Origin of the sequence: Gallaecimonas pentaromativorans (genome assembly GCF_003751625.1) — a bacterium.
Lineage (GTDB): Bacteria > Pseudomonadota > Gammaproteobacteria > Enterobacterales > Gallaecimonadaceae > Gallaecimonas > Gallaecimonas pentaromativorans.
The window spans coordinates 288899-312041 of record NZ_RJUL01000003.1 but is presented as its reverse complement, the minus strand read 5'-3'; the positions used below and the strand labels follow the sequence as shown (position 1 = coordinate 312041).

General features: G+C 58.0%; 24 protein-coding genes and 1 tRNA gene. 15 read left to right on the top strand and 10 right to left on the bottom strand.

Translation table 11 applies throughout. The features are described from left to right. Positions 1-7 precede the first annotated feature (7 nt). Both EDC28_RS07050 and pepA read right to left on the bottom strand, forming a co-directional pair. Positions 8-451 (bottom strand): DNA polymerase III subunit chi, encoded by a 444-nt coding sequence (locus EDC28_RS07050; protein ID WP_050657186.1) that lies wholly within the window; start codon positions 449-451, stop codon positions 8-10. A gap of 59 nt (positions 452-510) precedes the next feature. Then, complete coding sequence (gene pepA, locus EDC28_RS07045; protein WP_050657187.1) at positions 511-2019, bottom strand: leucyl aminopeptidase; 1509 nt, start codon at positions 2017-2019, stop codon at positions 511-513. A 232-nt stretch (positions 2020-2251) separates the two neighbouring features. Between pepA and lptF the strand changes: the two genes are divergently transcribed. Together lptF and lptG are read left to right on the top strand one after the other, a co-directional pair. Next, complete coding sequence (lptF, locus tag EDC28_RS07040) at positions 2252-3343, top strand: LPS export ABC transporter permease LptF (protein ID WP_123421101.1); 1092 nt, start codon at positions 2252-2254, stop codon at positions 3341-3343. Further along, on the top strand, positions 3340-4401 hold the full coding sequence (gene lptG, locus EDC28_RS07035; protein WP_050657189.1) for an LPS export ABC transporter permease LptG: 1062 nt from the start codon (positions 3340-3342) through the stop codon (positions 4399-4401). The genes lptF and lptG overlap by 4 nt, the downstream gene beginning before the upstream one ends. A 44-nt stretch (positions 4402-4445) precedes the next feature. Here lptG and EDC28_RS07030 read toward each other — a convergent pair whose 3' ends face one another. Next, positions 4446-4907 (bottom strand): RDD family protein, encoded by a 462-nt coding sequence (locus tag EDC28_RS07030; RefSeq protein WP_123421100.1) that lies wholly within the window; start codon positions 4905-4907, stop codon positions 4446-4448. A gap of 98 nt (positions 4908-5005) precedes the next feature. Here EDC28_RS07030 and EDC28_RS07025 point away from each other — a divergent pair. Together EDC28_RS07025 and EDC28_RS07020 are read left to right on the top strand one after the other, a co-directional pair. Continuing rightward, positions 5006-5090 (top strand) — tRNA-Leu (locus EDC28_RS07025). Between the two features lie 146 nt (positions 5091-5236). Next, positions 5237-5941, top strand: a complete 705-nt coding sequence (locus EDC28_RS07020) for a substrate-binding periplasmic protein (RefSeq protein ID WP_123421099.1) — start codon at positions 5237-5239, stop codon at positions 5939-5941. Here EDC28_RS07020 and EDC28_RS07015 read toward each other — a convergent pair. Then, positions 5935-6198, bottom strand: coding sequence for a late competence development ComFB family protein (locus EDC28_RS07015; protein WP_050657192.1), 264 nt, complete (start codon positions 6196-6198; stop codon positions 5935-5937). The two genes, EDC28_RS07020 and EDC28_RS07015, sit on opposite strands and share 7 nt — an antisense overlap. Before the next feature lie 79 nt (positions 6199-6277). On the opposite strand from EDC28_RS07015, the gene EDC28_RS07010 reads away from it, so the two are divergent. Beyond that, positions 6278-6943, top strand: a complete 666-nt coding sequence (locus EDC28_RS07010; protein ID WP_244946553.1) for a tRNA/rRNA methyltransferase — start codon at positions 6278-6280, stop codon at positions 6941-6943. Here the strand turns inward: EDC28_RS07010 and EDC28_RS07005 are convergent. Together EDC28_RS07005 and aceK are read right to left on the bottom strand one after the other, a co-directional pair. Then, positions 6905-8524, bottom strand: a complete 1620-nt coding sequence (locus tag EDC28_RS07005; protein ID WP_280530826.1) for an alkaline phosphatase — start codon at positions 8522-8524, stop codon at positions 6905-6907. The two genes, EDC28_RS07010 and EDC28_RS07005, sit on opposite strands and share 39 nt — an antisense overlap. 44 nt (positions 8525-8568) lie before the next feature. Beyond that, positions 8569-10197 (bottom strand): bifunctional isocitrate dehydrogenase kinase/phosphatase, encoded by a 1629-nt coding sequence (gene aceK, locus EDC28_RS07000; protein ID WP_170164053.1) that lies wholly within the window; start codon positions 10195-10197, stop codon positions 8569-8571. A gap of 71 nt (positions 10198-10268) precedes the next feature. Between aceK and ung the strand changes: the two genes are divergently transcribed. Together ung and EDC28_RS06990 are read left to right on the top strand one after the other, a co-directional pair. Next, on the top strand, positions 10269-10931 hold the full coding sequence (ung, locus tag EDC28_RS06995; RefSeq protein WP_123421096.1) for a uracil-DNA glycosylase: 663 nt from the start codon (positions 10269-10271) through the stop codon (positions 10929-10931). Between the two features lie 60 nt (positions 10932-10991). Further along, entirely contained in the window at positions 10992-11525 is a 534-nt protein-coding gene (locus tag EDC28_RS06990) for a hemerythrin domain-containing protein (RefSeq protein ID WP_050657196.1), read from the top strand. A gap of 46 nt (positions 11526-11571) precedes the next feature. Here the strand turns inward: EDC28_RS06990 and EDC28_RS06985 are convergent, their stop codons facing one another. The 3 genes from EDC28_RS06985 to tal all read right to left on the bottom strand — a co-directional run bounded on the left by EDC28_RS06985 (position 11572) and on the right by tal (position 14489). Further along, complete coding sequence (locus EDC28_RS06985) at positions 11572-11760, bottom strand: DUF3545 family protein (RefSeq protein ID WP_050657197.1); 189 nt, start codon at positions 11758-11760, stop codon at positions 11572-11574. Positions 11761-11844: 84 nt separating this feature from the next. Next, positions 11845-13497, bottom strand: a complete 1653-nt coding sequence (gene pgi / locus EDC28_RS06980) for a glucose-6-phosphate isomerase (protein WP_123421095.1) — start codon at positions 13495-13497, stop codon at positions 11845-11847. A 41-nt stretch (positions 13498-13538) separates the two neighbouring features. Then, positions 13539-14489, bottom strand: a complete 951-nt coding sequence (gene tal, locus EDC28_RS06975) for a transaldolase (RefSeq protein ID WP_050657199.1) — start codon at positions 14487-14489, stop codon at positions 13539-13541. Between the two features lie 148 nt (positions 14490-14637). Here tal and EDC28_RS06970 point away from each other — a divergent pair, with 148 nt between their 5' ends. The 5 genes from EDC28_RS06970 to EDC28_RS06950 all read left to right on the top strand — a co-directional run bounded on the left by EDC28_RS06970 (position 14638) and on the right by EDC28_RS06950 (position 19654). After that, positions 14638-15177 (top strand): O-acetyl-ADP-ribose deacetylase, encoded by a 540-nt coding sequence (locus EDC28_RS06970; RefSeq protein WP_083445693.1) that lies wholly within the window; start codon positions 14638-14640, stop codon positions 15175-15177. A 186-nt stretch (positions 15178-15363) separates the two neighbouring features. Then, positions 15364-16353 carry a porin gene (locus EDC28_RS06965; protein WP_050657200.1) on the top strand — a complete coding sequence of 330 codons (990 nt, stop codon included), beginning with the start codon at positions 15364-15366 and terminating at the stop codon, positions 16351-16353. 247 nt (positions 16354-16600) lie between these two features. Then, the gene (phoB, locus tag EDC28_RS06960) at positions 16601-17290 is read left to right on the top strand and encodes a phosphate regulon transcriptional regulator PhoB (RefSeq protein WP_050657201.1); all 690 of its coding nucleotides are present in this window, start codon (positions 16601-16603) and stop codon (positions 17288-17290) included. Positions 17291-17293: 3 nt separating this feature from the next. Continuing rightward, complete coding sequence (gene phoR, locus EDC28_RS06955) at positions 17294-18610, top strand: phosphate regulon sensor histidine kinase PhoR (protein ID WP_123421094.1); 1317 nt, start codon at positions 17294-17296, stop codon at positions 18608-18610. 72 nt (positions 18611-18682) lie between these two features. Continuing rightward, positions 18683-19654, top strand: coding sequence for a PstS family phosphate ABC transporter substrate-binding protein (locus tag EDC28_RS06950; protein ID WP_050657203.1), 972 nt, complete (start codon positions 18683-18685; stop codon positions 19652-19654). Positions 19655-19679: 25 nt separating this feature from the next. On the opposite strand, the gene EDC28_RS06945 is transcribed toward EDC28_RS06950, so the two are convergent. After that, positions 19680-20450: an arylamine N-acetyltransferase family protein gene (locus EDC28_RS06945; protein ID WP_123421093.1), complete on the bottom strand. Its 771-nt coding sequence runs from the start codon at positions 20448-20450 to the stop codon at positions 19680-19682. 142 nt (positions 20451-20592) lie between these two features. Between EDC28_RS06945 and EDC28_RS06940 the strand changes: the two genes are divergently transcribed. The 3 genes from EDC28_RS06940 to EDC28_RS06930 are packed head-to-tail and all read left to right on the top strand — an operon-like array spanning position 20593 to position 23136. Next, positions 20593-21033 (top strand): MarR family transcriptional regulator, encoded by a 441-nt coding sequence (locus tag EDC28_RS06940; RefSeq protein WP_050657205.1) that lies wholly within the window; start codon positions 20593-20595, stop codon positions 21031-21033. Further along, complete coding sequence (locus EDC28_RS06935; RefSeq protein WP_050657206.1) at positions 21030-22097, top strand: HlyD family secretion protein; 1068 nt, start codon at positions 21030-21032, stop codon at positions 22095-22097. The genes EDC28_RS06940 and EDC28_RS06935 overlap by 4 nt, the downstream gene beginning before the upstream one ends. After that, entirely contained in the window at positions 22087-23136 is a 1050-nt protein-coding gene (locus tag EDC28_RS06930) for a DUF2955 domain-containing protein (protein ID WP_123421092.1), read from the top strand. The genes EDC28_RS06935 and EDC28_RS06930 overlap by 11 nt, the downstream gene beginning before the upstream one ends. Positions 23137-23143 lie beyond the last annotated feature (7 nt).

Below are 23143 nucleotides of genomic sequence, written 5' to 3'. Positions count from 1 at the left end.
CTGTATCTCAGTGGGTTTGCGCCAAAAAGTCCGCGAGTGACAAGTGCTTAGGGGCTGCGCCCTGTTGTTGGTAGCTGCGAAACCGGGTTCGCGCCGCCACCTTGAGTGCCTCGCTGTTTGGCACGGCCTCAAAAATTTGCGCACATTGTACCGCAACATGGGGGATGGCTTCATGGAGATTAATCAACACCGCACGGCCTCTGGGGGCGGGCGCTTCGGGCCAGTAAATGGCCACCGGTGAGCCGCTTTTGGGGCCTTCGTCAGCCAGGTTATGGGGCACAAAGGACGCCGGCTCCTTTACCCACAGCGCTTCGTCAACGGCGTCGGCCTGGGCCTTGTCCTGGCAGGTGATCAGCACCGGTTGGCGCAATTGGTAAAAATGCGCGGCCACCTGGCAGGCAAATTCCACCAGGTTATCGTCCGGCAGGGAGCAAAAAGTGACATCAGCCATAGAGACTCCAAAAAGGAAAAAGGGCAGTCAGAGCTGCCCTTGGTTCCGTGGGATTGCCCTTAATCTTCGGGCTTTTCACCGGCGCGGTTCAAGAGGAACTGGGTCAAAAGCGGTACCGGGCGACCGGTAGAGCCTTTGTTCTTGCCCGATACCCAGGCGGTGCCGGCGATATCGAGGTGAGCCCAGTTGTACTTCTTGGTAAAGCGGCTCAGGAAGGCGCCGGCGGTGATGGCACCGGCCGGGCGGCCACCGATGTTGGCCATGTCGGCAAAGGGGCTTTCCAGCTGCTCTTGGTACTCGTCAAAAAGCGGCAGGCGCCAGGCTTTGTCGCCGGATTGCTCGGAGGCGTTGATAAGCTCATGGGCCAGCGGATTGTGGGTAGACATCAAACCGGAGGCCACCTTACCCAGGGCAATCACACAGGCACCGGTGAGGGTGGCGGTGTCAATCACGCACTCTGGCTCGAAGCGCTCTACATAGGTAAGCACGTCGCACAGCACCAGGCGGCCTTCGGCGTCGGTGTTGAGCACTTCGACGGTCTGGCCGGAAAGGGTGGTGAGGATGTCGCCGGGGCGATAAGCGTTGGCGTCGGGCATGTTTTCACAGCCGGCCAGCACGCCAATCACGTTCAGCGGCAAATCCAGCTCGGCCAGGGCGGTCATGGTGCCCAGCACGCCGGCAGCGCCGCCCATGTCGTACTTCATCTCGTCCATGCCATCGGCGGGCTTGATGGAGATACCGCCGGCATCGAAGGTCAGGCCCTTGCCTACCAGCACTATGGGTTTGGCAGAGGCGTCAGGGGCGCCGTTGTAGCGCATGATGGTCATCATTGATTCGTTGGCACTGCCGCGGCCTACCGCCAGGTAGGAGTGCATGCCAATCTCGGCCATCTGCGCTTCGCCCACCACTTCGATGGCCAGCTTACTGTGTTCCTTGGCCAGTTCCTTGGCCGACTCTGCCAGGTAAGCCGGGTTACAGATGTTGGGCGGCATGTTGGCCACGTTGCGGCACATGGCCATGCCTTTGGTGATGCCCAGGCCGTGACGAATGGCCTTCTCGCCCAAAGAGAGCTCGCGGCGGGTCGGCACGTTGAAGGTCAGCTTGCGAAGGGGGCGGCGGGGTTCTTCCTTCTTGGATTTAAGCTGGGTAAAGCTGTAGAGGCTGCTTTCGGTGGCTTCTACGGCTTGGCGCACCTTCCAGTAGGTGTCGCGGCCCTTAACGTGCAGCTCGGTCAGGAAACACACCGCTTCCATGGAGCCGGTATCGTTAAGGGTGGAAATGGTTTTTTGAACAATTTGGCGATACTGGCGCTCGTCCAATTCCCGCTCTTTACCACAGCCAATCAGCAGCACCCGTTCGGAAAGGACGCCTGGGACATGGTGCAGCAGCAGGGTCTGGCCTACCTTTCCTTCAAGGTCGCCACGGCGCAGCAAGTTGGAGATGTAGCCGTCGCTGATGCGATCGAGCTGTTCGGCAACGGGGGAAAGGCGGCGGGGTTCGTAGACTCCGACCACAATGCAGGCGCTGCGCTGTTTTTCCGGGCTACCACTTTTTACGCTAAATTCCATGCACACTCCTAAGAGTCATTAAAGACAAGGGCGGCGGATCTATGGATAATGCAGGCAATTGATTTAGCGGGACGAAAGGGCCCGTTAACGCCTGAAATTTTATCCGCCAGGACTTGTCAAAAAGCCTGATAGGTCGATTAAAGCTACTTAAACTTGCAAAAACAAGTGTTAGCTCCAAGATTTGGCCGGATTTTAGTAAAACAGCAAATATTCGCGAAAACAGGGCATTCTCTTGATAGTTTTCCGTTACCTCTTCGCTGAAGCATTCAAGTCCACCATCGCCGTGCTGCTGGTGCTGATGGCCATCTTCGTCAGCCGGGAGTTTGTCTCGGTGCTCTCCGACGCCGCCGACGGCGACATTCCCGGCACCATCGTGGCTCAGGTTATCGGCCTGCACCTGCCGTCGTTGCTGGTGATGGTGATGCCGTTGTCGGTCTTTATCGGCATCCTGATGGCCCACAGCCGGATGTACTCCGAACATGAAATGACGGTGCTGCACGCCTGCGGCATCTCCGAGTGGTACGTAGCGCGGGTTACCCTGACCGTGGCCCTGGTGTTCAGCTTGATTGCCGCTTCCATCACCCTCTGGTTTGCTCCCTGGGCCAAAGAGCAGGAATACCAAATGGTGGAAAAGGCCCATTCCAGCAGCGGCCTGGCCACCTTGCAGGAAGGGCGCTTTCAGCGCACCGCCAACAACAGGGCGGTGGTGTTTATCGAAAACATCGACGATGGCCACCTGGACAAAGTGTTTGTGGCTCAACTGCCTGGTCCTGGCGATTCCCCCTCGGTACTGATGGCCGAAGGTGGCGTGGTGTCTCAGAACGACAAGGGCATGGACACCATGGAGCTCAACCAGGGTTATCGCTACGAGGGGGAAGCCGGGCAGGCGGCGCTGCAGGAAGTGCATTTTGGCCTCTACAAGATGCAGATTGGTGACCAGGAAGTGCAAAAGCGCAACCGTAAACTCTCGGCGCTGCCTCTTGGCGAGCTGCTCAAAGACGATTCGGTGGATGCCCGTGCCGAGCTGCAGTGGCGCATGGCACTGCCTATCGCGGTGCTGCTGTTGTCCTTGATTGCCGTGCCTATGGCCCAGACCGGGCCGCGCCAGGGCAAATTTGCCAAAATGCTGCCCGCCCTTGGCCTGTTCCTGGGGTATCTGCTGTTGCTGCTTGCCGGTAACAGGGCGCTTGAAGACGGTAAAATTCCCATTGTCCTGGGGCTTTGGTGGATCCACGCCAGTGCACTCTTTATCGGCATAGCACTTATCATCAAGGGCCGAACCCTCGGCACCCGCATTCGTGGCTGGCTGAGGGGTAGCCGATGAAAATTATCGATTTGTACATTGGCCGGGTGATCCTCACCACCACCTTGCTGTGCCTGGCGGTACTGGTGGGGTTGTCTGGGCTTATCAAGTTTGTCGACCAGCTCAAATACGTGGGCCGCGGCCTTTATGACACGGCCGATGCCGGCATCTTTGTGCTGTTTTCCATGCCGCGCGACCTCGAAGTGTTCTTCCCCATGGGGGTGCTGCTGGGCGGTCTTATTGGTCTTGGCATGATGGCCAGCAACTCCGAGCTGACGGTGATGCAGGCCTCCGGCATGTCCAAGTTCAACATCATCGCCTCGGCCATGAAGACCATGTTCCTGCTGATGATAATGGTGGTGTTGCTGAGCGAGTTTGTGGCGCCGGGGGCAGAGCGTTACGCCCGGGACATGCGCACCCAAGCCATGTCGGGGGGTACCTTGCTGTCCGATTCCAATGGCCTGTGGGCGCGGGACGGCAACCGCTTTGTGCATATCCAGCAGTTGCTGGAGGCCGACGAAATTGGCGATGTCACCCTGTATGAGTTTGACGGCCTGCAACTGAAACGGCTGCTGCATGCTGACCATGCCCGCTGGATTAAAAACGGCTGGGAGCTTAGCCAGGTGCAGGAAACCTGGATAGATAAAGACAGCACCCGGGTCGATTCGCGGCCCACCATGATGCTCAAATCTGACCTGACCCCGGAAAAGCTCGGTGTGGTCACGGTCAAACCCGAAGCCTTGTCTCTGCGCGGTCTTACCCAATACGTGGAATATCTGGTGGCCAACAAGCAGGACGGATCTCGCTATAAGCTGGCGTTTTGGCGCAAGATTTTTGCGCCGCTGAACCTCGCTGTGATGCTGCTGCTGGCCTGTTCTTTCGTGTTTGGGCCACTACGCACCGTGCCCATGGGCGCCCGTATCATCCTTGGCATCATCGCAGGCTTTAGCTTCTTCCTGTTAAGCGAGATCTTCGGGCCTTTGAGCCTGGTATACGAGGTGCCGCCGCTGCTGGGAGCGATATTGCCGGGGCTGCTGTTTATCGGCATTTCGGTGTATTTGCTGCGAAGGCCGGCATAAACCCAAAAAAGGGCGCGTAAAGCGCCCTTTTTGCTGCCCGCGAGTTATGGCTTTGGGGTATCCACCAGCACCACTTCGGTGTGGCTGGCCCTGTCTTGCAGCGCCAGGCGCCGCGAACCAAGCAGCACCCCTAGGGTGCCTGCGCCCAATAGCGCGCACAGGGCCCTAAGCAGCGCTTGCTTAAGGCTCACCGGCCCACCTTGCTGGCTTTGCAGTTTAAGGCGCCAGGCGCGCATGCCAAGGGTTTGGCCGCCGTGGGTCCAGAACCACAAAAAAAAGCCGAGTACGCACAACAGCAGGTAAAGACTGTAGAGCGGCTGGTCGCGCATGAAGCTTGCTTGGTCGGGGTAACCGTCCAGCAGGGCAGGGAAGAGCTGGATGGCCAGCGCCAGCAGCGCAAAGCCCAAGAAGTGGGCCAGCATAAACACGGCGCAGGCCAGCAGGTAGTCATAACAGAGGGCGGCCAGACGACGCCCGAACGAGGCTCTTGGAAAGTGGCCCTTCATGGTGTGCTCCGATAGCTAAGCGCTTAGAATTGTAGCAAATTTCGCCAATTCAAGAAGGCTTGCAAGGCGAGACTAAATGCGTATAATGCCCTGCACCTGCCTGGGTGGCGAAATTGGTAGACGCAGCTGATTCAAAATCAGCCGGGTAAAACCGTGCCGGTTCGAGTCCGGCCCTAGGCACCACTTGATTATCAAGTAATTAGAAAAAGCTCCTAAGGGAGCTTTTTTCGTTTCAGAACGTCTTCAGAAGATGCCTTCATAACATCTTTACACTTCATTTACTTTTTTTCTTCGGTTAGTTTGAAGATCTCTTGCCGAGGAATGCCGCCATGCGTTTGCTGATTGTTGTGCTGCTGTTCGCCTGCTCCCTGGCCCAAGCCGATGTCATGAAGATGGCCAGCCTGGAATGGCCGCCCTATGCCGGCAGCAAACTGCCTGGCCAGGGCACTGTGATCAGTAAACTGCGGGCGGCGCTGGCAACCCAGGGGCACCAACTGCAGGTTACCTTCTTGCCTTGGCAACGGGCTTTGCTATTGGTCAATCAAGACTCCGATTACGTGGCCTATGGCCCCGAATACCATGACGGCGAGCGAGATCAGATCTTTATCAGTTCCGATGTGGTGGGGTACGGGCCTTTAGGGATCGCCTATCGAAAGGCCCACCCTCTTGTTTGGAAGCGCCAGGCAGACCTGTACAAGTACCGTATCGGGGTGGTGCGCGATTACCTTAACACTGCGCTTTTTGACAACGCGGTGGAGCAAGGCCTGCAACCGGTTGACCAAGCCGATTCAGACCGCCAGAACCTGTTGAAACTGGCCTACGGCCGGGTTGATGGCGCCGTGGTGGATCTTAAGGTCATGGCCTACTGGCTGGAGCACGATGAAAAGTTGGCGCCCTTCAAAGAGGCGCTGGTCGCTTCCCCCCAACTGCTGGAAAAAAAAGCCCTTTACGTCAATTTTCGTCGCGGCGACCGGGGCCAGCGCTGGCAGGCCATCCTCAACCGCGGCCTCAAGGCCCTGGCCCAGGCTCAGTAGCGCACGTCGCCACTGGTGAGAAAATCCAGCGACTCAGTGATGGCCACCCTTATCTTGCGCTCAAGCTGCTGCTTTTCCTGCTCGGTGGTGAAGTAGGCGTTGTCTACGTCGTGCCGCACATAGCGGGGCGGCACTTTGTTGAGAACCAGGCAGCAAAGGTCTGCCAGCTGCTCGGAGCCGATGGCGGGAGGATGTTGGGTCAGTTCTTCGGTCAGCATACGTTCCATCAGGTTATGAATATCTTCGCTCAGGTGCATGGCGGCGTACTCCCCTTGTGGTTCTCTCTAGTTTAGTGCCCGGCAAATCATTAAGCTTTGGGGCCCTAAAGGAGGCGTGATGGATATTTGTTTTGTGTTGGTTCGCCCGGCCCGCCCGGAGAACATCGGTGCGGCGGCCAGAGCCATGAAGACCATGGGCTTTGGCGATCTGCGCATTGTCGGCTCCAAGGCTCACCTCGAACCCCAGGCCCAGTGGGTTGCCCACGGTGCTCAGGAGCTGATAAGCCATGCCCGCGATTTTGACACCCTGAGCGAAGCCCTGGTCGATTGCACCCTGGCGGTGGGCACCACGGCGCGAATGCGAAGCGGCAAGCACCAATACCTGACCCCACAAGAGCTAAAAAGCCAGGCCCTTCGCCAGCAAGGGGCCGTGGCCAGAATGGCGGTGGTGTTTGGTTGCGAGGAGTCTGGGCTGGCCAACGACGAGCTGGAGCAATGCCAGCTGCGCTCTTACCTGCCTCTATCCCAAACCCAGCCATCGCTGAATCTTGGCCAGGCGGTGATGCTCTACGCCTACAGCCTGCAGCAGCTGCCCGAGCAAACCCAAGCGGCAGAGGTGGACGACGGCTTGTTGGCTACCGCGCGCCAGCGGCTGGAAGCGGTGCTGGCCAAGGCCGATATCGGCGGCGAAGAGATACCGGCCCAGTGGGCATTAGAAAGCCTGCACCGGGCCGGTGAGCGGGACTTAAAGCTGCTGCTGTTTATCCTCAACAAGCTGCTCTGAGGCGGCTTTAGGGGGCTCGGTGGGAGTTGCTTCGGCGGCCGACACCGGCGCTGCGGGTTGCGCCGTTTCGTCTTTTACTGGCATGTCCTTGGGTGCTGGTGCTGGTGCTGGTGCTGGTGCTGCTTGCGGCTTGGCCGCTGGCAGGTCTGCTTTGGGCGCCGGGCTTTGCGCCTTGGGCGTGCTTGGCAGCGGCATGGCCGTGGGCGCGGCGGGAGCCGGAGTAGCAACAACCGGAGCCTTGGTGGCTTCGGCTTTTGGCGCTGGCGGGGTCTGGAACTGGCCAATCAGCTGCTCACCCGGTTGCAGCAGGGCAAAGAGCCGCTTGGCAATTTCGGTGTTATCCATAAAGCCGTCAAAGCGGTCTTTGTCGACCCCGTCAGCGAAGATGGGCACATCGACTGCGGTGTGGCCGGAGGTGGTCCAGCCGGTGAGGCTGCGCTTGTCGATAAGGGATTTGATGGCGCTGACCAGCGCTTCCTGGCCATCGCTCATGGCGTCCATCAAGTTGCTGGTTTCATCTTTGGAGGGGTTAAAGCCCAGCAGCGCCGGCAGGGCCTTTGCCGGTTCGGATTCTTGCGCCAGGCGGGCCGCTATCACCCCCGGAGAGTTGGGGATCTTTCTCAGAAAATCGGCGCGCCACTGGTACTTGCCAGCGGCGCCCAGGGTCAGGCCACCGGTTGAATGGTCGGCGGTGACCACCACCAGGGTATCGTCCCGGCTGTCGGCAAAGTCCTTGGCCCAGCGGATGGCCTTGGCAAAGTCCTTCATCTCGTGCATGGCGGTGACGATGTCGTTGCTGTGCCCGGCCCAGTCAATCTGGCTGCCTTCCACCATCAACACAAACCCCTTGGGGTTCTGGTTTAGAAGCTCCACCGCTTTGGCGGTCATGGCATCGAGGCGCGGACCCTGGGTGTCGTCGATGGCGCTTGGCAGGCCCACATCGGCAAACAGCCCCAGCGCCGGCCCTTGGCTGAGGGCGGCAAGGCTGGCGCTGTCGCTGGCAAAGTGGTAGCCGGCGGCTTCAAATTCGGCCACCAGATCGCGGTCGGGGCGCTTGAAGTACTGGGTGCCGCCGCCAAACATCACGTCGGCGCGAAATTTGCCGTCGATGCGGTCGTCAAAATAGGCATCGGCAATGGCGTTGTAGTTGGAGCGGTTTTCGTTGTGCACCAAAAACGCTGCCGGGGTGGCGTGGTTGATCTGCGAAGTCACCGCGATGCCGGTGCTTTTGCCCAGCCGTTTGGCCATGTCCATGATGGAAGACAGCGCCACTTTCTGGCGGTCAACGGCAATGGCGCCGTTGTAGGTTTTATGGCCGGTGGCAAGGGCGGTGGCGGCCGCGGCCGAGTCGGTGACCACGGTGTCGGGCTCGTCAGGGTAGGTGCTGGCCATGCCGGTCAGCATCTGGTCGAAGACGGTGGATTCCACCTTGGGGGTGGTGGGGTCGTCGGCAAAGTAGCGATAGCCGGTGGTGTAGGCCGGGCCCATGCCATCGCCAATCATGATGATGATATTGCGTGGCTCTTTGGCTTGCAGCTGGGTCGTTAGCAGGGCGGCGAGCAGCGCGATGAAATAACGCATCTTCTTGTCTCTTGGATGTTTTATCTGGCCAGTCTAGCAGGAACTTAACCTGGGAAGCGAAGGGCCTGAGGGTAGGGGAAGAAATCTTCCAGTTGCCCCTTTTTGGCATTTTCCTGCGCTTTTAACCAGAAATCGGGAGTGAACAGCTCGGCAAATTCCTGGCCCAATACCTCGGCCGCGTCCTGGCGGGCGCACAGAAAATGCCGGAACTCCTCTGGAAACACATCCCCTTCGTTGACCGGGTACCAAGGCTCAGCGCTCAGCATATCCTGCTCGTACTCGCTTTTGGGGATAGCTCTAAAAGTCACGTCGCCTAAGGGGCACAGCTCGTCGTAGTCGTAGAAAATCACCCGGCCGTGGCGGGTGACCCCGAAGTTTTTAAAGAGCATGTCACCGGGGAAAATACCGGCGGTGGCGATGTCCTTTAAGGCGTGGCCGTATTCACGAAGGATGGCTTTGCATTCGCCGCTGCGTTCTTTCAGGGCGAGGTTCATGGGGGTCATGCGCCGCTCGGTAAAACAGTGGCTCAGGTGCAGCATGTCGCCTTCTATCCGGGCCCGCCCGGCGCAGGTGGCCAACAGCTCTTGCAGGGGAGCCTGGTCAAAATGCGCCAGCGGCAGGCGCAGGTCGATAAACTCCTGGGTGTCTGCCATGCGGCCCACCCGGTCGTGGCGCTGCACCAGGTGGTAACGCTCCACCACCTGCTGGGGGGTGACTTTTTTGGAATCCCCAAATTGGTCGCGGATCACCTTGAACACTAAATCCTGGCCTTCGAGGGTAAACACCATCATCACCAGGCCCGGTATCCCCGGCGCGGTGATAAAGCGGCCCTTGCGGGCCAAGGCATCTTCCAGCTCGGTAACCAGCAGGGTTTTACCGTGCTTGTAGTAGCCCAGGGCATTGTAAAGCTCCGAATGCGGCTTGTGAGGCATTAGGGTTTCTAAAAAGGCGATTTGCGCTGACGGCGCCGGGCTCAGGCTTAAAAAATCGGAGCGGGCAAAGCCGAACAGCACTGACAGGTGATCGCGTTGCAGGAGCAGGGCATCCACTTTGAGGGCGCCGTCTTTTTGCAAAAAGGCGATGGCAAAGGGTACCGCCATCTGGTCGGTGTTAAGGCAGCCCACCAGGTAGCATCCCTTGTTGCGGTAAAAAGGCTCGGTGAGCAGGTCCAGGTGCAAGGGGTAGTCGTGGGGATTAAGAGCCGGCTTTAGCGCCTGGGCAAGCTTGGTGGCTTGGTTGGCTAGATAGCGTATGGGTAGCGGCAGGCTGGCGCTTTCCAGCACCCTTTGCATCACATCGGTTAAATTCCCCTGCATCGGCAGGCGAAGGTAAGGCCGGGTGGCCACTTTGGCCAACTCGCGGCCGTTAAAGGGTCGAGGCATGCCCGGTTGCAATCTGGCGTAGACCGAGTTGAAAAAGGTCAGCGCCAACTCCCTGGCCGGGTGGTCTTTGAGCGACTCGACAAAATCTGTTTTCAGGGCTGGCCAGTCCAGCAGGCTGCCGTTTAGGCTCGCCACCAACTGGCCAACGATATCGTCATGGCGCTCGAAGCGGGCCCGGCTTAGCTGCTGCAATCCCTGCCAATCGGCCTCGGCAAAACAGAGGCTGGCTTTGCCGGTCAAGTGCAGAAAATCCTGCCAGTAAGCGCCAAAGGTGTGACTGATGGGGTTCATTGGCATCCTTTTCTTGCGCCAGGGGGACAGCTTGGGCAGCATGTGCGCCACAACGAGACAGGAGCCGAGCCATGAGTAAAGAATGGAGCGACATCATCGGTGGCGAGAAGCAAAAGCCTTACTTCCAGGCAGTGATGTCCAGAGTACAGGCAGCCAGGGACGCCGGCCAAGTGATCTATCCCCCAAAAGACGAGGTCTTCAACGCCTTTCGTTACACCGAATTTGACAAGGTGCGGGTGGTTATCCTCGGCCAGGACCCTTACCACGGCCCTGGCCAGGCCCACGGCCTGTGTTTTTCGGTCAAAGACGGCATTGCCCCGCCCCCTTCCCTTAAGAACATGTTCAAAGAGCTGGCAGGGGATATTCCCGGCTACCGCATTCCTGAGCATGGCAACCTCGAATGCTGGGCCCAGCAAGGGGTGCTGCTGCTCAATACGGTGCTCACGGTGCAGGATGGCAATGCCCACTCCCACGCCGGCTGGGGCTGGGAAACCTTTACCGACGCCGTGATAGCGGCCCTTAACGAGCAGCGCCAGGGGCTGGTATTTTTGCTGTGGGGCAGCCACGCCCAGAAAAAGGGCGCCATGATCGACCGCCAGCGCCACCACGTGCTGAGTGCGCCGCACCCGTCGCCGCTGTCGGCCCACCGCGGATTTCTTGGCTGCCGGCACTTCTCCCAGGCCAATGCCATCTTGATGCGCCAGGGCCTTGAACCCATCGACTGGCAAAGCTGAGCCGGCGCGTTTGGGCCCTGGCGGGTCTATCCTTAGGGGAGCCGTTAGGAGGTTGTGCCCATGTTGGATTTGCTTCGCCAGGACCATCATCGCATCCGCCGTTTGTTGGCGCTCTTGGACGCCAAAGCGGCGGCCATTCGTGCCGGCCAGGAGGTGCGTTATGACCTGCTCAAAGATGTGCTGGACTATCTTCACCACTATGTTGATGGCGTGCATCACAGTGAGGAAGACGAGTTGGTCGGCAAGATTGATAACGACAAGCTCAAGGCCGAGCTGACCGGCCAGCACCGCAAACTGGATGAGGCCACCCAATGCCTTGGCCAGCGGGTAGAGATGGTGCTGATGGACGCCGTTGTTCCCTGCGACGAAATGCTGCGCGCCTTGGAGGATTTTGTCTGCGAGCAGCGCGCCCACCTGGCCTTTGAGGAAGAAAAGCTGTTCCCGCTGTTGGCGGGCGAGTTGTCTGAAGCCGATTGGCGGCAACTGGCCACCACGCTTGAAGAAAAGGCCCAAAAGGATCCGCTGTTTGGCGCCGAGGTCAGGGCCGATCACCGGGCGCTTTGGGAGCGCCTGAAGCAGGAAGAAGAAGAGTAAATAAAAAGCCCGGCACTGGCCGGGCTTTTTGCTGTTTGGGTTTTACTTAAAGATCGATGCGGTCAAGGGAATAGTCGCTGTTCCAGTCGATTTCTTCGAGTTCGCGCTTTAAACGGTATTTCTCTTTGAGGTCTTCGATCTCGCGCCATCGCCGTTTCTTGTTGCTTGCGCCACGGCCTTTGGCATCACGCTTCCCACCGGTAAGAGCCAACTGCAGATCCTGAATATCTTCCATGGAAACTCCCGTTTTAAGGCGTTGTTGACGACCAATTAATTACCACGCACGGGCCAAAAGTAAAACACTTTTGTTGCAGTTGTGTTATCCCTCACGCCTTTTTGCGGCCAAGGCCCGGAAACGGGCAATGAGGGCATTGGTGGAGCTATCCAGATCCAGTAGCGCGCTGTCGTCTTCCAGGCGGCTAAGCACCTCATTACCCAGCACTTTACCCAGCTCAACCCCCCATTGGTCAAAGGAGTTCAGATCCCAAAAGATCCCTTGAACCAATACCTTATGCTCATAAAGGGCGATAAGGGCCCCCAGGGTAGCGGGGCTGACACTGTCCATCAGCAAGGTGTTGGAGGGGCGGTTGCCCGGCATCACCTTATGGGGCGCCAGTTTTGCAATTTCTGCCTCGCCAAGGCCGTTGGCAGCCAGTTCTTGCTTGGCTTTATCGAGGCTTTTGCCTTCCATCAGCGCTTGGCTTTGGGCAAAGCAATTTGAGGCCAGCATGGCGTGGTGGCGGCCAAGAGGGTAATGGCTGGTCAGCGGCAGGATAAAATCGGCCGGAATGAGCTGTTTGCCCTGGTGCAATAACTGGTGGAAGGCGTGCTGGCCGTTGGTCCCCTCGGCGCCCCAGATAACAGGCCCGGTGAGATGCTCAATGGCGCTGGCATCGTTGTGGCAGCTCTTGCCATTGGACTCCATGTCCAGCTGCTGCACGTAGCCGGGCAGGGCGCGTAGGCCGTGATCGTAGGGCAGCAGCACATGGGAGGTGGCGCCAAAATAGTTGATATAGGCAATGCCGGTCAGGGCCAGCAGCATCGGCATGTTTTGTTTAAGCGGCGCCGTTTTAAAGTGCTGGTCCATGGCGTTGGCACCGCCGAGCAGCGCCTTGAAGTTGTCCATGCCAATAGCAAGCGCGATGGGCAGGCCGATGGCCGACCACAGCGAATAGCGGCCACCTACCCAATCCCACATGGGAAAACAGTTGTCGGCGCTGATGCCAAAGGCCTCGGCCTTGGGCACGTTGGCGGTGACCGCCACAAAGTGCTTGGCAAGGTCGCTAAAGTCGGCGCCGGCGGCTTTAAGCCAATCCCGGGCGCTTTCGCTGTTGGTGAGGGTTTCCTGGGTGCCGAAGGACTTGGAGGCGGTAATAAAGAGGGTGGTTTGAGGGTCAAGGTCCGCCAGTTTGCCGCTAAGGGCAGCGCCGTCGATATTGGCCACATAGTGCACTTTCACCTTGTGCTGCCAGAACGGCTTTAACGCCTCGGTGACGATTTTGGGGCCAAGAAAGGAGCCGCCGATACCGATACTCACCACATCGGTAATGGCCTTGCCGGTAAAGCCCAGCAACTGGCCGCTGTAGATGGCTTCAACAAAGCGGGCCATGCGCGCCAGGGTAGCGGCCACCTCTTGGGCGACCTGGCTGCCTTCGCTGATAACGCTGTCATCCACGCTGCCGCGAAGGGCGGTGTGCAGCACAGCGCGCCCCTCGGTGTGGTTGATAAGGGCACCACTGAACATGGCCTGGATTTTGTCCCCAAGGCCCGCCTCTTCAGCCAGCTTTTCAAAGAGGGCCAGGGTCTCGCTGGTCAGATGGTTTTTGCTGTAATCGAGGGTCAGGCCGGCAGCGCTCAGGGAGAAGGTTTCGCCGCGTTTAGGGTCGGCGGCAAACAGGCTTTTGAGATCCGGCAGGTTGTGAAGATGGCTGGCCAGTGCGTCATTGCTGGGGTAACGGGTCAATCCGGTCATGGCGTCCTCTAAAAGTAAGGGGCTTAACGCCCCTTTTTGCTTCAAAGCTTTTTCAACAGTAAGGCTTCCAGCTTTTGCTGGTCCTCGGCAAATTTGCGGATGCCCTCGGAGAGTTTCTCCACCGCCATGGCATCTTCGTTGTGCTGCCAGCGGTATTGGGCTTCGGTCAGGGGCTGCGGCCGCGGCTGGCGCTCAGTGCCTGGTTCCAGGCGGCGGCTGATAGGTTCTTCGCTCTGCTCGAGCTGCTCAAGCAGGGCCGGGCCTATGGTCAGGCGGTCGCAACCGGCCAGGGCCAGAATTTCCCCGGTATTACGGAAAGAGGCGCCCATCACCACGGTGCCGTAGCCGTGGGTTTTGAAGTAGTCGTAGATGCGGCTGACCGATACCACGCCCGGGTCGTCCTCGGCGCCGTAGTCTTTGCCGGTGCTGGCCTTGTACCAGTCGAGGATGCGGCCAACAAAGGGGGAGATCAGGTACACACCGGCTTCGGCGCAGGCGCGGGCCTGGGCAAAGGAGAACAGCAGGGTCAGGTTACAGTTGATGCCTTCTTGCTCCAGCACTTCGGCGGCGCGAATACCTTCCCAGGTGGCGGCGACTTTAATGAGGATGCGGTCTTTTTCGATGCCGGCATCCTTGTAGAGCGCTATCAGCTTGTGTGCTTTGTCGATGGTGCCTTGGGTATCGAAGGAGAGGCGGGCATCCACTTCGGTGGAGATGCGGCCAGGGATAATACCGAGGATGGCAACCCCGAAGTTGACCGCCAGTTTGTCCATGGCGTTGTCTACTACCGTGGCTTGGTCGCCACCCAGGGCGCGGGCATACTCGAGGGCATCCGTTACCAAGTGCTGGTATTCGTCCAGACCGGCCGCCTTGAGGATAAGCGACGGGTTGGTGGTCGCATCCTGGGGCGCATAGCGGCGGATGGCATCGATTTCGCCGGTATCTGCCACTATGGTGGTAAAGGCGCTGAGCTGAACTAATTGATTGGACATGCTTCCCTCTGTCTTGGAATGTATGAAAATTTCTTACAAAAGGTCGTTTTTGGCAACTGGAAAAATCAGCTTAGCTAGGGTAAGACAGAATTTCAGCTGATAAAAATGGCGAAAACGCTTTCTCATTAAACTGGTCGGATGAGAATAAATGAAATCGAGCAACGTCACTTTTTTTATGCGGGTCTGGCAAGGGGACATTACCCAATTACCCGTTGATGCCATCGTTAACGCCGCCAATCCCAGCCTGCTGGGGGGAGGTGGCGTCGATGGCGCCATTCACAAGGCCGCCGGGCCTGACCTCAAACAGTACTGTGCCGGCCTGGGTGGCTGCAACACCGGCGAGGCCAAGTTAAGCCCCGGCTTCAACCTGCCCAGTCAGTATGTGGTGCATACCGTGGGCCCGGTTTGGCATGGCGGCGGCGACAACGAAGCCAAGTTGCTGGCGCAATGTTACCAAAACAGCCTGTTGCTGGCTGACCGTGAAGGCATTGTCAGCATTGCTTTTCCGGCCATCAGTTGTGGCGTTTATGGATATCCCGCGAGAAAAGCGGCAGAGGTGGCGGTAACGGCATTGAACGTCGCCCTTGAGCAATGTGTGCTGTCCAAACAAATCTGGCTGGTGGGTTTTGATGCCGAACAGGCGGGTATCTGGCAGCAATGTGTCGCCAACCTTCAGCAAATAGCCTAAAAACCTTTTCCTGCCTTGCTGTTCTCCCTCCCAGCCTGCGTCACTCGCGGGCTGTTAGAAAAACGTTTGCGATTTTTTCGATTCTGCCCCGTTTGAGCAATAAAACTGTCACAAAGCTTTGCCAAGATGCCCACCGTTCGCCGAGAGGCATTTTTTAGTGTTTTTACACTTTTCTGGGGTAAGAAAATGAACTTTGTAAAGTCTGCTGTTGCTGCTTCCATGCTGCTGGGTTTCGCCGGTTCCGCCGTTGCTGCCGACGTACCGGTTTCCGTATACGGTAAACTGAATGTCACTTTCGAAAACGTCGACAAAGGCGATTCTCAAACCGAGCTGAAAAGCAACGCTTCCCGCTTCGGTGTGAAAGGTGCCGCTGCCCTGAGCGACGACCTGGAAGCCGTTTACCAAATGGAATGGGAAGTGAACGCCACTGACCAATCCCACGCCAACAGCTCCGAAGACCAGTTCAAAGCCCGTAACACCTTTGTAGGTCTCAAAGGCAGCTTCGGTACCGCCCTGGTAGGCCGTAACGACACCATGCTCAAGCAGTCTCAAGGCAACGTTGACCAGTTCAACGACCTGGACGGCGACATCAAGACCCTGTTCAAAGGCGAAAACCGTATGGGTGACTCCATCACCTATATGACGCCTTCCATTGGCCTGTTCCAAGCCGGTATCACCTACATTGGTCAAGACAACGACGACCAACGCGTTGACGGCGACGGCCCTGACGGCACCAAGTACAAGTCCGGCGCCTCTCTGGCCCTGATGTACGGTGACGCCAAATTCAAAAAGGCCCCTTACTTCGCTTCTGTGGCCTATGACAACGACGTAGCCGGCTGGGACACCACCCGCGCCACTGTTCAAGGCAAGATTGGTGATTTCGTTCTGGGCGGTATGTATCAGCGCGGCGAGAAATCTGCCGACAGCAGCCAAGACTACGATGGTTTCATGGTCAGCGCCGCTTATGAGCTGAACAAAGCCACCTTCAAAGTGCAGTACCAAGATTCTGACCTGCATGACCTGGGCTCCACTTCTTACAAAGACGCCGTTTCTGCTGGTATCGATTACAAACTGGGTAACACCACCAAAGTATTCGGCTTCTACACCAAATTCTCCGCCGTATCCGGCGCTGAAGATGCTGACTACCTGGCTGTGGGCATCGAACAGAAGTTCTAAGCTCCCCCGGTATGAAGAAGGAGGCGAAAGCCTCCTTTTTTATTAGCGTTTTTCCGTGGACCCTAACCGTGCTTAAGTGCTGATGAACAAAAAAACGGCGAGTTGTCGTTTTGTGGCGATGTGCTGCTTTTTTAAATTTATCAGTGGCTTAAATGCATTAAAGAGGTCCGATGCCGCTATCGGGTCATAAAAGTGTCACAATAGTTCACAATAATGTCAGCCGATTGCAATGAGTAGAGATCATCCCATGGCACGACGTGTATTGATAGTTGAGGACGAGGCTCCGATCAGGGAGATGCTGGCCTTTATCCTCGATCAAAACGGCTATCAGCCGGTTGAAGCTGAAGATCTGCCCATGGCCCAGGCCAGGCTTCAGGAGCCCTATCCTGATCTGGTGCTGCTGGACTGGATGCTGCCCGGTGGGTCCGGCCTGCAACTGGCCAAAACCATGAAGCAGAACGAATACACCCGTCAGATCCCCATCATCATGATCACCGCCCGCGGTGAAGAAGAAGACAAGGTGCGCGGCCTGGAAGTGGGCGCTGATGATTACATCACCAAGCCTTTCTCGCCCAAGGAACTGATGGCGCGGATCAAAGCCGTGATGCGCCGCACTTCACCCACCAACGTGGACGATGTCATTGAAGTGCAGGGGCTGCGCCTGGACCCGGTATCCCACCGCGTTACCGCTCATGAAGACTCCGTCGACATGGGCCCCACCGAATTCAAGCTGCTGCATTTCTTCATGACCCACCCGGAGCGGGTGTACAGTCGTGAGCAGCTCTTGGACAACGTTTGGGGCACCAACGTTTATGTGGAAGACCGCACCGTTGACGTGCATATCCGCCGGCTGCGTAAAGCGTTGGAGAACCACGGCCACGACCGCCTGGTACAGACGGTACGCGGCGCCGGTTATCGCTTCTCCAGCCGGGTGTAATTAATGCACCATTTTTCCTGGTGGCGTCTTGCCTGGACCCTGCTGCTGTACGGGTCCATTTTGGCCGTGGTGGGGGTGGTGGTTGGCGCCCCCTTGCTGGTTTTGCTCGTCGGCGCCCTGGCGCTGGTGCTGTGGCATTACTGGCAGCTGTTTTTGCTGGTGCGCTGGCTTTGGGACGGCCGCCAGTTTACGCCGCCAAGGGGCAGTGGCACCTGGCAGTTCGCCTTTGATGGCGTCTACTTTTTGCAGCGCAAAAACCTCAAGCGCCGCAAGGAGCTTGGCCGCCTGCTCAAGCGCTTTCGGGAAGGTACCGAAGCCCTGCCTGACGCGGTGGTGGTGATCAACGAAGAGCGCGAGATTGTCTGGTGCAACAAGTTGGCCACCCATATTCTCGGCGTGCGTTGGCCTGACGATAACGGCCAGCGTATCGACAACCTGCTGCGCCGCCCGGAATTTGTTGCCTATATCAAGAAGCAGCAGTTTCAGGAGCCCCTTATTATTCCGTCACCGGCCCAGCCCATGGCCAGTGTCGAGGTCCGCGTCATTCCTTATACCGCCAACGAAACCCTGATGGTGGCAAGGGACGTGACCCGCCTGCAGCAATTGGAGCAGATGCGCCGCGATTTTGTGGCCAACGTTTCTCATGAGCTGCGTACGCCGCTGACGGTACTGCGTGGGTATCTGGAGATGATCGGCGACGATCCGCGCCTCGATGCCGGCCCCTGGGGCAAACCCCACAAGATGATGACCGACCAGGTAGGGCGCATGTACAGCCTGGTTGAGCAGCTGCTGGCTTTGTCGCGCCTTGAAGCTCGCGGCGAAACCGAAACCCCCCGTGATGTGGACGTGCCGGCATTGATGCACAAGCTGGAGTCTGACAGCCAGGCGCTCAACAGCGATAAGCAGCACAGCATTCGCTTTGATATCGACAACCTGCACATGCAGGGTGACAGCGAACAGATGACCTCGGCCTTTGCCAACCTGGTGGCCAATGCCATTCATTACACGCCGGCTGGCGGCAATATCGAGGTGAGCTGGAAAAAGCTGCCTGACGGCCGCGCCCGCTTTTCCGTTACCGATACCGGTGACGGCATCGCCCCTGAGCATATTCTGCGCATCACCGAGCGTTTCTATCGGGTGGATAAGGCCCGTAGTCGCAATACCGGTGGTTCGGGCCTGGGGTTGTCTATTGTTAAGCACGTACTGAGCCGCCATCGCTCCAGGCTGGAGATCCGCTCCACTTTGGGTAAGGGCAGCACCTTCTGGTTCGATATTCCCAAAGACCTGGTGAGTGGTCATCAGAGCGTCATCAATGGGTAACCTAAGTGTCATTGAGGCGCCAGATACTGCACGGGTAACGTTTTATTAACACCGCTTCAAAGGAGCGATGCTATGAAAATCAAGCAACTGGTTGGCGTTATCGGGTTTGCCGCCCTGAGCACTTTCGCGCTGTCCGCTGCTGCCGCCGTGGACCGCAACCTGCCTGACTATAAAAAGGTGTCCGGGATCTCCGGCAATCTGTCGTCAGTGGGCTCCGATACCCTGGCTAACCTGATGACCTTCTGGGCTGAAGAGTTCAAGCGTCAGTACCCCAACGTCAATATTCAAATCCAGGCTGCCGGTTCCTCCACGGCGCCGCCAGCGTTGACCGAAGGCACCGCCCAGTTCGGCCCCATGAGCCGGCAGATGAAATCGGGTGAGATTGAAGCCTTTGAAAAGCGCTATGGCTACAAGCCTACCGAGATCCGGGTGGCTATTGATGCCCTGGCGGTTTACGTCAATAAAGACAACCCCATCAAGGGGATGACCATGGAGCAGGTGGACGGGGTGTTTTCTTCAACCCTGCGCTGCGGCGAAGGCACTATCGACCGTTGGGGCCAACTGGGCCTGACCGGCGACTGGGCCGCGCGGGACATCCAGCTCTATGGCCGTAACTCGGTGTCTGGCACCTACGGTTACTTCAAGGAAGAAGCGCTCTGTAAGGGCGATTTCAAAAGCTCGGTGAACGAGCAGCCCGGCTCTGCCTCAGTGGTACAGTCGGTCAGCACCTCCCTTAACGGCATCGGTTACTCCGGTATCGGTTATAAAACCTCCGGGGTGCGCACCGTGCCGCTGTCCAAAGATGGCGGTAAAACCTACATTGACGCCACCCCGCAAAATGCCGTTAAAGGGGCCTATCCGCTGTCGCGCTTCCTTTATATCTACGTCAACAAGCACCCCAACAAACCCCTGGATCCAATGCAGGCCGAGTTTGTGAAAATGGTGCTGTCCAAGACCGGCCAGCAAGTGGTGGAAAAAGACGGTTACGTACCGCTGCCAGCTGTCGTTGCCAAGCGGGAATTAACCAAGCTCGGTATCGAGTAAGAAAAGCCGGGCTTGCCCGGCTTTTTTAATGCCACTTGGCCAGCCACTGGGCGATGTCGGCAAAGGGCAGCGTGATACCAAAGTGCTCTGCCAGCAGTTGGCGGTACTGGCCCTCGTTGTTAATGGGCCATTGCTGGCGTGTCTTGTCTTTTGTCACCAGCAAGGTGTTGTCACTCAGGCTAATGCGGCCAGTGGCGGTTGCCTTTGAGCAAATGCTCTTGCGAGTAAAAGGCGAGGCCTCGGCGCTTTGGTGCCAGTCGGCCATGGCTTGAAACGCCTGAAGTTGCCGGGGCGTTGGGTCTATCAGCAGCTCGGCTTTACCTTCTCTTTGCATCAGCCATTTTCCTTGTTGGGCGGTGAGTGTAAAAACGCCGGCCCTGTCCTGTTGCTCACCAGTGGCGAGCGTTAACGGCGCTAAGAAGCTGTCACCAAAGCCCACGTCGGCCAGCAGCGTTTTGCTGCCTTCTTTTACCTTAAGCAGCAAATGGTCGAAGTCGGTGCCCGGCGTGCCGCTTGGATTAAAGACCCTGGCTTGTATCAAGGTGGCTTCAAAGCCGAGGCTCAGCAGCAGGCAATAAAAGCCGTAGTTGAGCTCGTAGCAAAAGCCGCCACGGTGTTCATCAAGCAGCTTGGCAAGGATGGCCTCATGGCTCAGCACTATGGGCCTTTTGAAGGTGATATCCAGGTTCTCAAAGGGCAGGGCATAGAGGTGCGCCAGCTGCAGCTCGGCCAAGGATGAGCGTGGGCTAACTCCCAGCCGGGCCACGTAGCGCTGTAATTGGGTGGGTGTGAGCATCAGGCCTCCTTCGCTAACCCCATGATGATAATGGCTTTGCCCGGCTCGGATTGTTCCGGTTTTTTAGTTTCATATTGACTAATTGTTTAGCCTGCTAACTATATGCTATTATTCTTAGCATGCTAAACAATTGGAGTGGGCTATGGAACGTAACCTCGGTTGGCTGATGAACCGCGCCGGCCTTATCTGGCGCACCGTGGTGGACCGCTACATGGCGGAGCTGGGCCTCACTCAGACCCGCTGGGTCACGCTGCTGGTACTGGACAAGGTTGGCGAAGGCTGCACCCAGACGGTGCTGGCGGCCAACGTTGGGGTTGAGCAGCCCTCTTTGGTGCGCACCCTTGGGCAGCTTGAAGAAGCCGGCCTGATTGCGCGTCGCCCCTCCCCCGATGACGCCCGCTGCCGCACCGTTTGGTTTACCCCTGCCGGTAAAGAGCTGCTGGGCAAAATGGAGCTGGTGGCTGCCGAGGGCCGGGAGCTGCTGCTCAAAGGCCTCTCCAGTGAACAGCGCCTAGCCATGCACCAGATGCTCGAAGTTGTTATTGGCAATGCCCAAGCCGTGCTCGAAGGAGAAAAATCATGACCGCCGATAAGCATTTTAACCGTTGGATGCGCCGCGCTGGCGTGGTGTTCCTGCTGGTGCTTGCTTATGTATTGATGGCCGATATGGCCATCCCCATGACCCCCCATGCCATGGTGCAGCGCCCGGTGCTGACCATTGCGCCCAGGGTGGCAGGGGAAGTGGTGGAAGTGGATGTCACCAATAACCAGGCCGTCAAAGCCGGCGATCTGCTGTTTCGCATCGACCCGAGCGATTACCAGCTAGCGGTGCAAAAAGCTGAGCTGGCGCTGCGCGAAGCCCAGCAAACCAACGACAACCTCAAGGCGCAGCTGGCCCAGGCCGATGCCGCCATTACCGAGGCTAAAGCTGAAGATCTTGAAAAGCGCCGTGAACTCAAACGGCTGCGCGCCTTGCATCAGCGCAAACTGGTTAGCCAGCAACAGGTAGACCAAGCGGCCACTGATGTGGACGCCGCTGCCGCGCAGCTGTTGGCCGCCCAGGAAAAACGCCGGGCCATCGCTATCGATCTGGGCGGCGAAGGCGATCAGAACCTGCGCCTGCAACAGGCCCAGAATCAACTGGACCAAGCGCGGCTGGACTTATCTCGCACCGAGGTGCGGGCCCCGGAAGACGGCGTGGTATCCAACCTGCAACTGGTGTCCGGTATTCAGGCCCAGGCCAAGCAGTCTTTGTTGTCGCTAGTGGTAACCGGCCGTGAGCGCATTGCTGCCGATTTTCGAGAAAAAACCCTCAAGGACGTCGCTGCCGATGCGCCGGCCTGGGTGGTCTTTGACGCCTTGCCGGGCAAGGTTTTCCCGGCGGTGCTCAGCAGCCGCGACCTCGGTGTTGCAAAGGGCCAGCTGTCGCCCAATGGCCAATTGGCCCAACCCGACGACAGCGACCGCTGGGTGCGCGATGCCCAGCGCATCCGTATCTACGTGAAGCTCGATGACAACAAGCTGCCTCAATCCTTGGTCACCGGCTCGCGCGCCACGGTGATGCTGACCGGCACCGACAGCGGCCTGCTGCGCTGGGTTGGAAAGCTGCAAATGAACATCGTGAGCCTGCTCCATTATGTCTACTAAGCCGATGGCGGCAGAGACTGCCGCCGCCTCAAGCCAGCTAACCCGCGCCGAGCAGCGCCGGTTGCTGCGCATCGCTTTTGGCAGTTGCGGCGGCTTTTTCATCTGCAAGCTGATGGGCTGGCCCTATGGGGTGTTCTTTACCGTCTTCCCGATGCTGCTGCTGGGGATGTTGCCCAAGTTTGACCGCCTTATCGCCGCCCAGTTTGTGATTGGTGCCTTTATGAATGTGGCGGAGGTGTGGTTTCTTTACACCTTCTTTGAGCCCTATCCGGTGCTGATGACCATGGGCGTGTTTGCGGTTTACTGCTTTCACTTTCGCTTGATGGCCAGTACCCCCTATTTCTTGCTGGGGGCCACCGGCCTGGTAACCTTGTCGACGCTGCTGCACTTTTCGAGCTACGTAGACACCAACATCATGGATATGGTGGCTTCCACCATCCTGGCCTCGATATTGTCGGTGGTGCTGGCCGCAGTGCTTTATTGGCTTATCCCCGAAGGTGAGCCGGCGCCCATGCCGCCTCGGCAGGCTCTGACCCCCTCACAGATAAATCACCGCACCTTTATGGGCGCCATTCTTGGCACCTTGTCGTTCATGGTGTTCCAAACCCTGGATCTTAAAGATTCGTTGTCGGCCCAGGTGGCCACCATGCTGGTGCTTTTTCCCATGACCTATCAAGGCACGTTGATTGCGGCCTGGAAGCGTTGTAAAGGTGTCGCCTATGGCTGCGCCCTGGCGATTGTGATGCAGCTGTTGATGTACGACCTTATCAGCCACCTGCTGCTGGTGACGGTGGCCATGTTTATCACCGTGCTGATGGTGGCCAGGCTGCACCTAGTAGAGCGTGCCGGCTCCGGCCTTGGCTTTGGCGCCCTGACCACAGTAGGCATCCTCTTTGGCCAGTATATGCAGCCCGATAAAGACATCCTTTATGGCACTGCTTATCGCTTGACCTCGGTGGTATGTGCCCTGGCGGTGCTGATGATCTTCGCCTATTTGCTCGATGGGCTGCTAAACCGCTTTAACCTCACCCGCAATTAACAAAGCC

Excerpts from the sequence above, each read along its gene's own strand:
- pepA (WP_050657187.1), bottom strand. The coding sequence starts at position 2,019 with ATGGAATTTAGCGTAAAAAGTGGTAGCCCGGAAAAACAGCGCAGCGCC.
- EDC28_RS07020 (WP_123421099.1), top strand. The coding sequence starts at position 5,237 with ATGCGTTTGCTGATTGTTGTGCTGCTGTTCGCCTGCTCCCTGGCCCAA.
- phoR (WP_123421094.1), top strand. The coding sequence starts at position 17,294 with ATGCACCATTTTTCCTGGTGGCGTCTTGCCTGGACCCTGCTGCTGTAC.
- phoB (WP_050657201.1), top strand. The coding sequence starts at position 16,601 with ATGGCACGACGTGTATTGATAGTTGAGGACGAGGCTCCGATCAGGGAG.
- ung (WP_123421096.1), top strand. The coding sequence starts at position 10,269 with ATGAGTAAAGAATGGAGCGACATCATCGGTGGCGAGAAGCAAAAGCCT.
- EDC28_RS06970 (WP_083445693.1), top strand. The coding sequence starts at position 14,638 with ATGAAATCGAGCAACGTCACTTTTTTTATGCGGGTCTGGCAAGGGGAC.
- aceK (WP_170164053.1), bottom strand. The coding sequence starts at position 10,197 with ATGAACCCCATCAGTCACACCTTTGGCGCTTACTGGCAGGATTTTCTG.
- EDC28_RS06945 (WP_123421093.1), bottom strand. The coding sequence starts at position 20,450 with ATGCTCACACCCACCCAATTACAGCGCTACGTGGCCCGGCTGGGAGTT.
- pgi (WP_123421095.1), bottom strand. The coding sequence starts at position 13,497 with ATGACCGGATTGACCCGTTACCCCAGCAATGACGCACTGGCCAGCCAT.
- EDC28_RS06935 (WP_050657206.1), top strand. The coding sequence starts at position 21,030 with ATGACCGCCGATAAGCATTTTAACCGTTGGATGCGCCGCGCTGGCGTG.
- EDC28_RS06985 (WP_050657197.1), bottom strand. The coding sequence starts at position 11,760 with ATGGAAGATATTCAGGATCTGCAGTTGGCTCTTACCGGTGGGAAGCGT.
- EDC28_RS06940 (WP_050657205.1), top strand. The coding sequence starts at position 20,593 with ATGGAACGTAACCTCGGTTGGCTGATGAACCGCGCCGGCCTTATCTGG.
- EDC28_RS07050 (WP_050657186.1), bottom strand. The coding sequence starts at position 451 with ATGGCTGATGTCACTTTTTGCTCCCTGCCGGACGATAACCTGGTGGAA.
- EDC28_RS06950 (WP_050657203.1), top strand. The coding sequence starts at position 18,683 with ATGAAAATCAAGCAACTGGTTGGCGTTATCGGGTTTGCCGCCCTGAGC.
- EDC28_RS07015 (WP_050657192.1), bottom strand. The coding sequence starts at position 6,198 with ATGCACCTGAGCGAAGATATTCATAACCTGATGGAACGTATGCTGACC.
- tal (WP_050657199.1), bottom strand. The coding sequence starts at position 14,489 with ATGTCCAATCAATTAGTTCAGCTCAGCGCCTTTACCACCATAGTGGCA.
- lptG (WP_050657189.1), top strand. The coding sequence starts at position 3,340 with ATGAAAATTATCGATTTGTACATTGGCCGGGTGATCCTCACCACCACC.
- EDC28_RS06965 (WP_050657200.1), top strand. The coding sequence starts at position 15,364 with ATGAACTTTGTAAAGTCTGCTGTTGCTGCTTCCATGCTGCTGGGTTTC.
- EDC28_RS07010 (WP_244946553.1), top strand. The coding sequence starts at position 6,278 with ATGGATATTTGTTTTGTGTTGGTTCGCCCGGCCCGCCCGGAGAACATC.
- EDC28_RS07030 (WP_123421100.1), bottom strand. The coding sequence starts at position 4,907 with ATGAAGGGCCACTTTCCAAGAGCCTCGTTCGGGCGTCGTCTGGCCGCC.
- EDC28_RS06930 (WP_123421092.1), top strand. The coding sequence starts at position 22,087 with ATGTCTACTAAGCCGATGGCGGCAGAGACTGCCGCCGCCTCAAGCCAG.
- EDC28_RS07005 (WP_280530826.1), bottom strand. The coding sequence starts at position 8,524 with ATGCGTTATTTCATCGCGCTGCTCGCCGCCCTGCTAACGACCCAGCTG.
- EDC28_RS06990 (WP_050657196.1), top strand. The coding sequence starts at position 10,992 with ATGTTGGATTTGCTTCGCCAGGACCATCATCGCATCCGCCGTTTGTTG.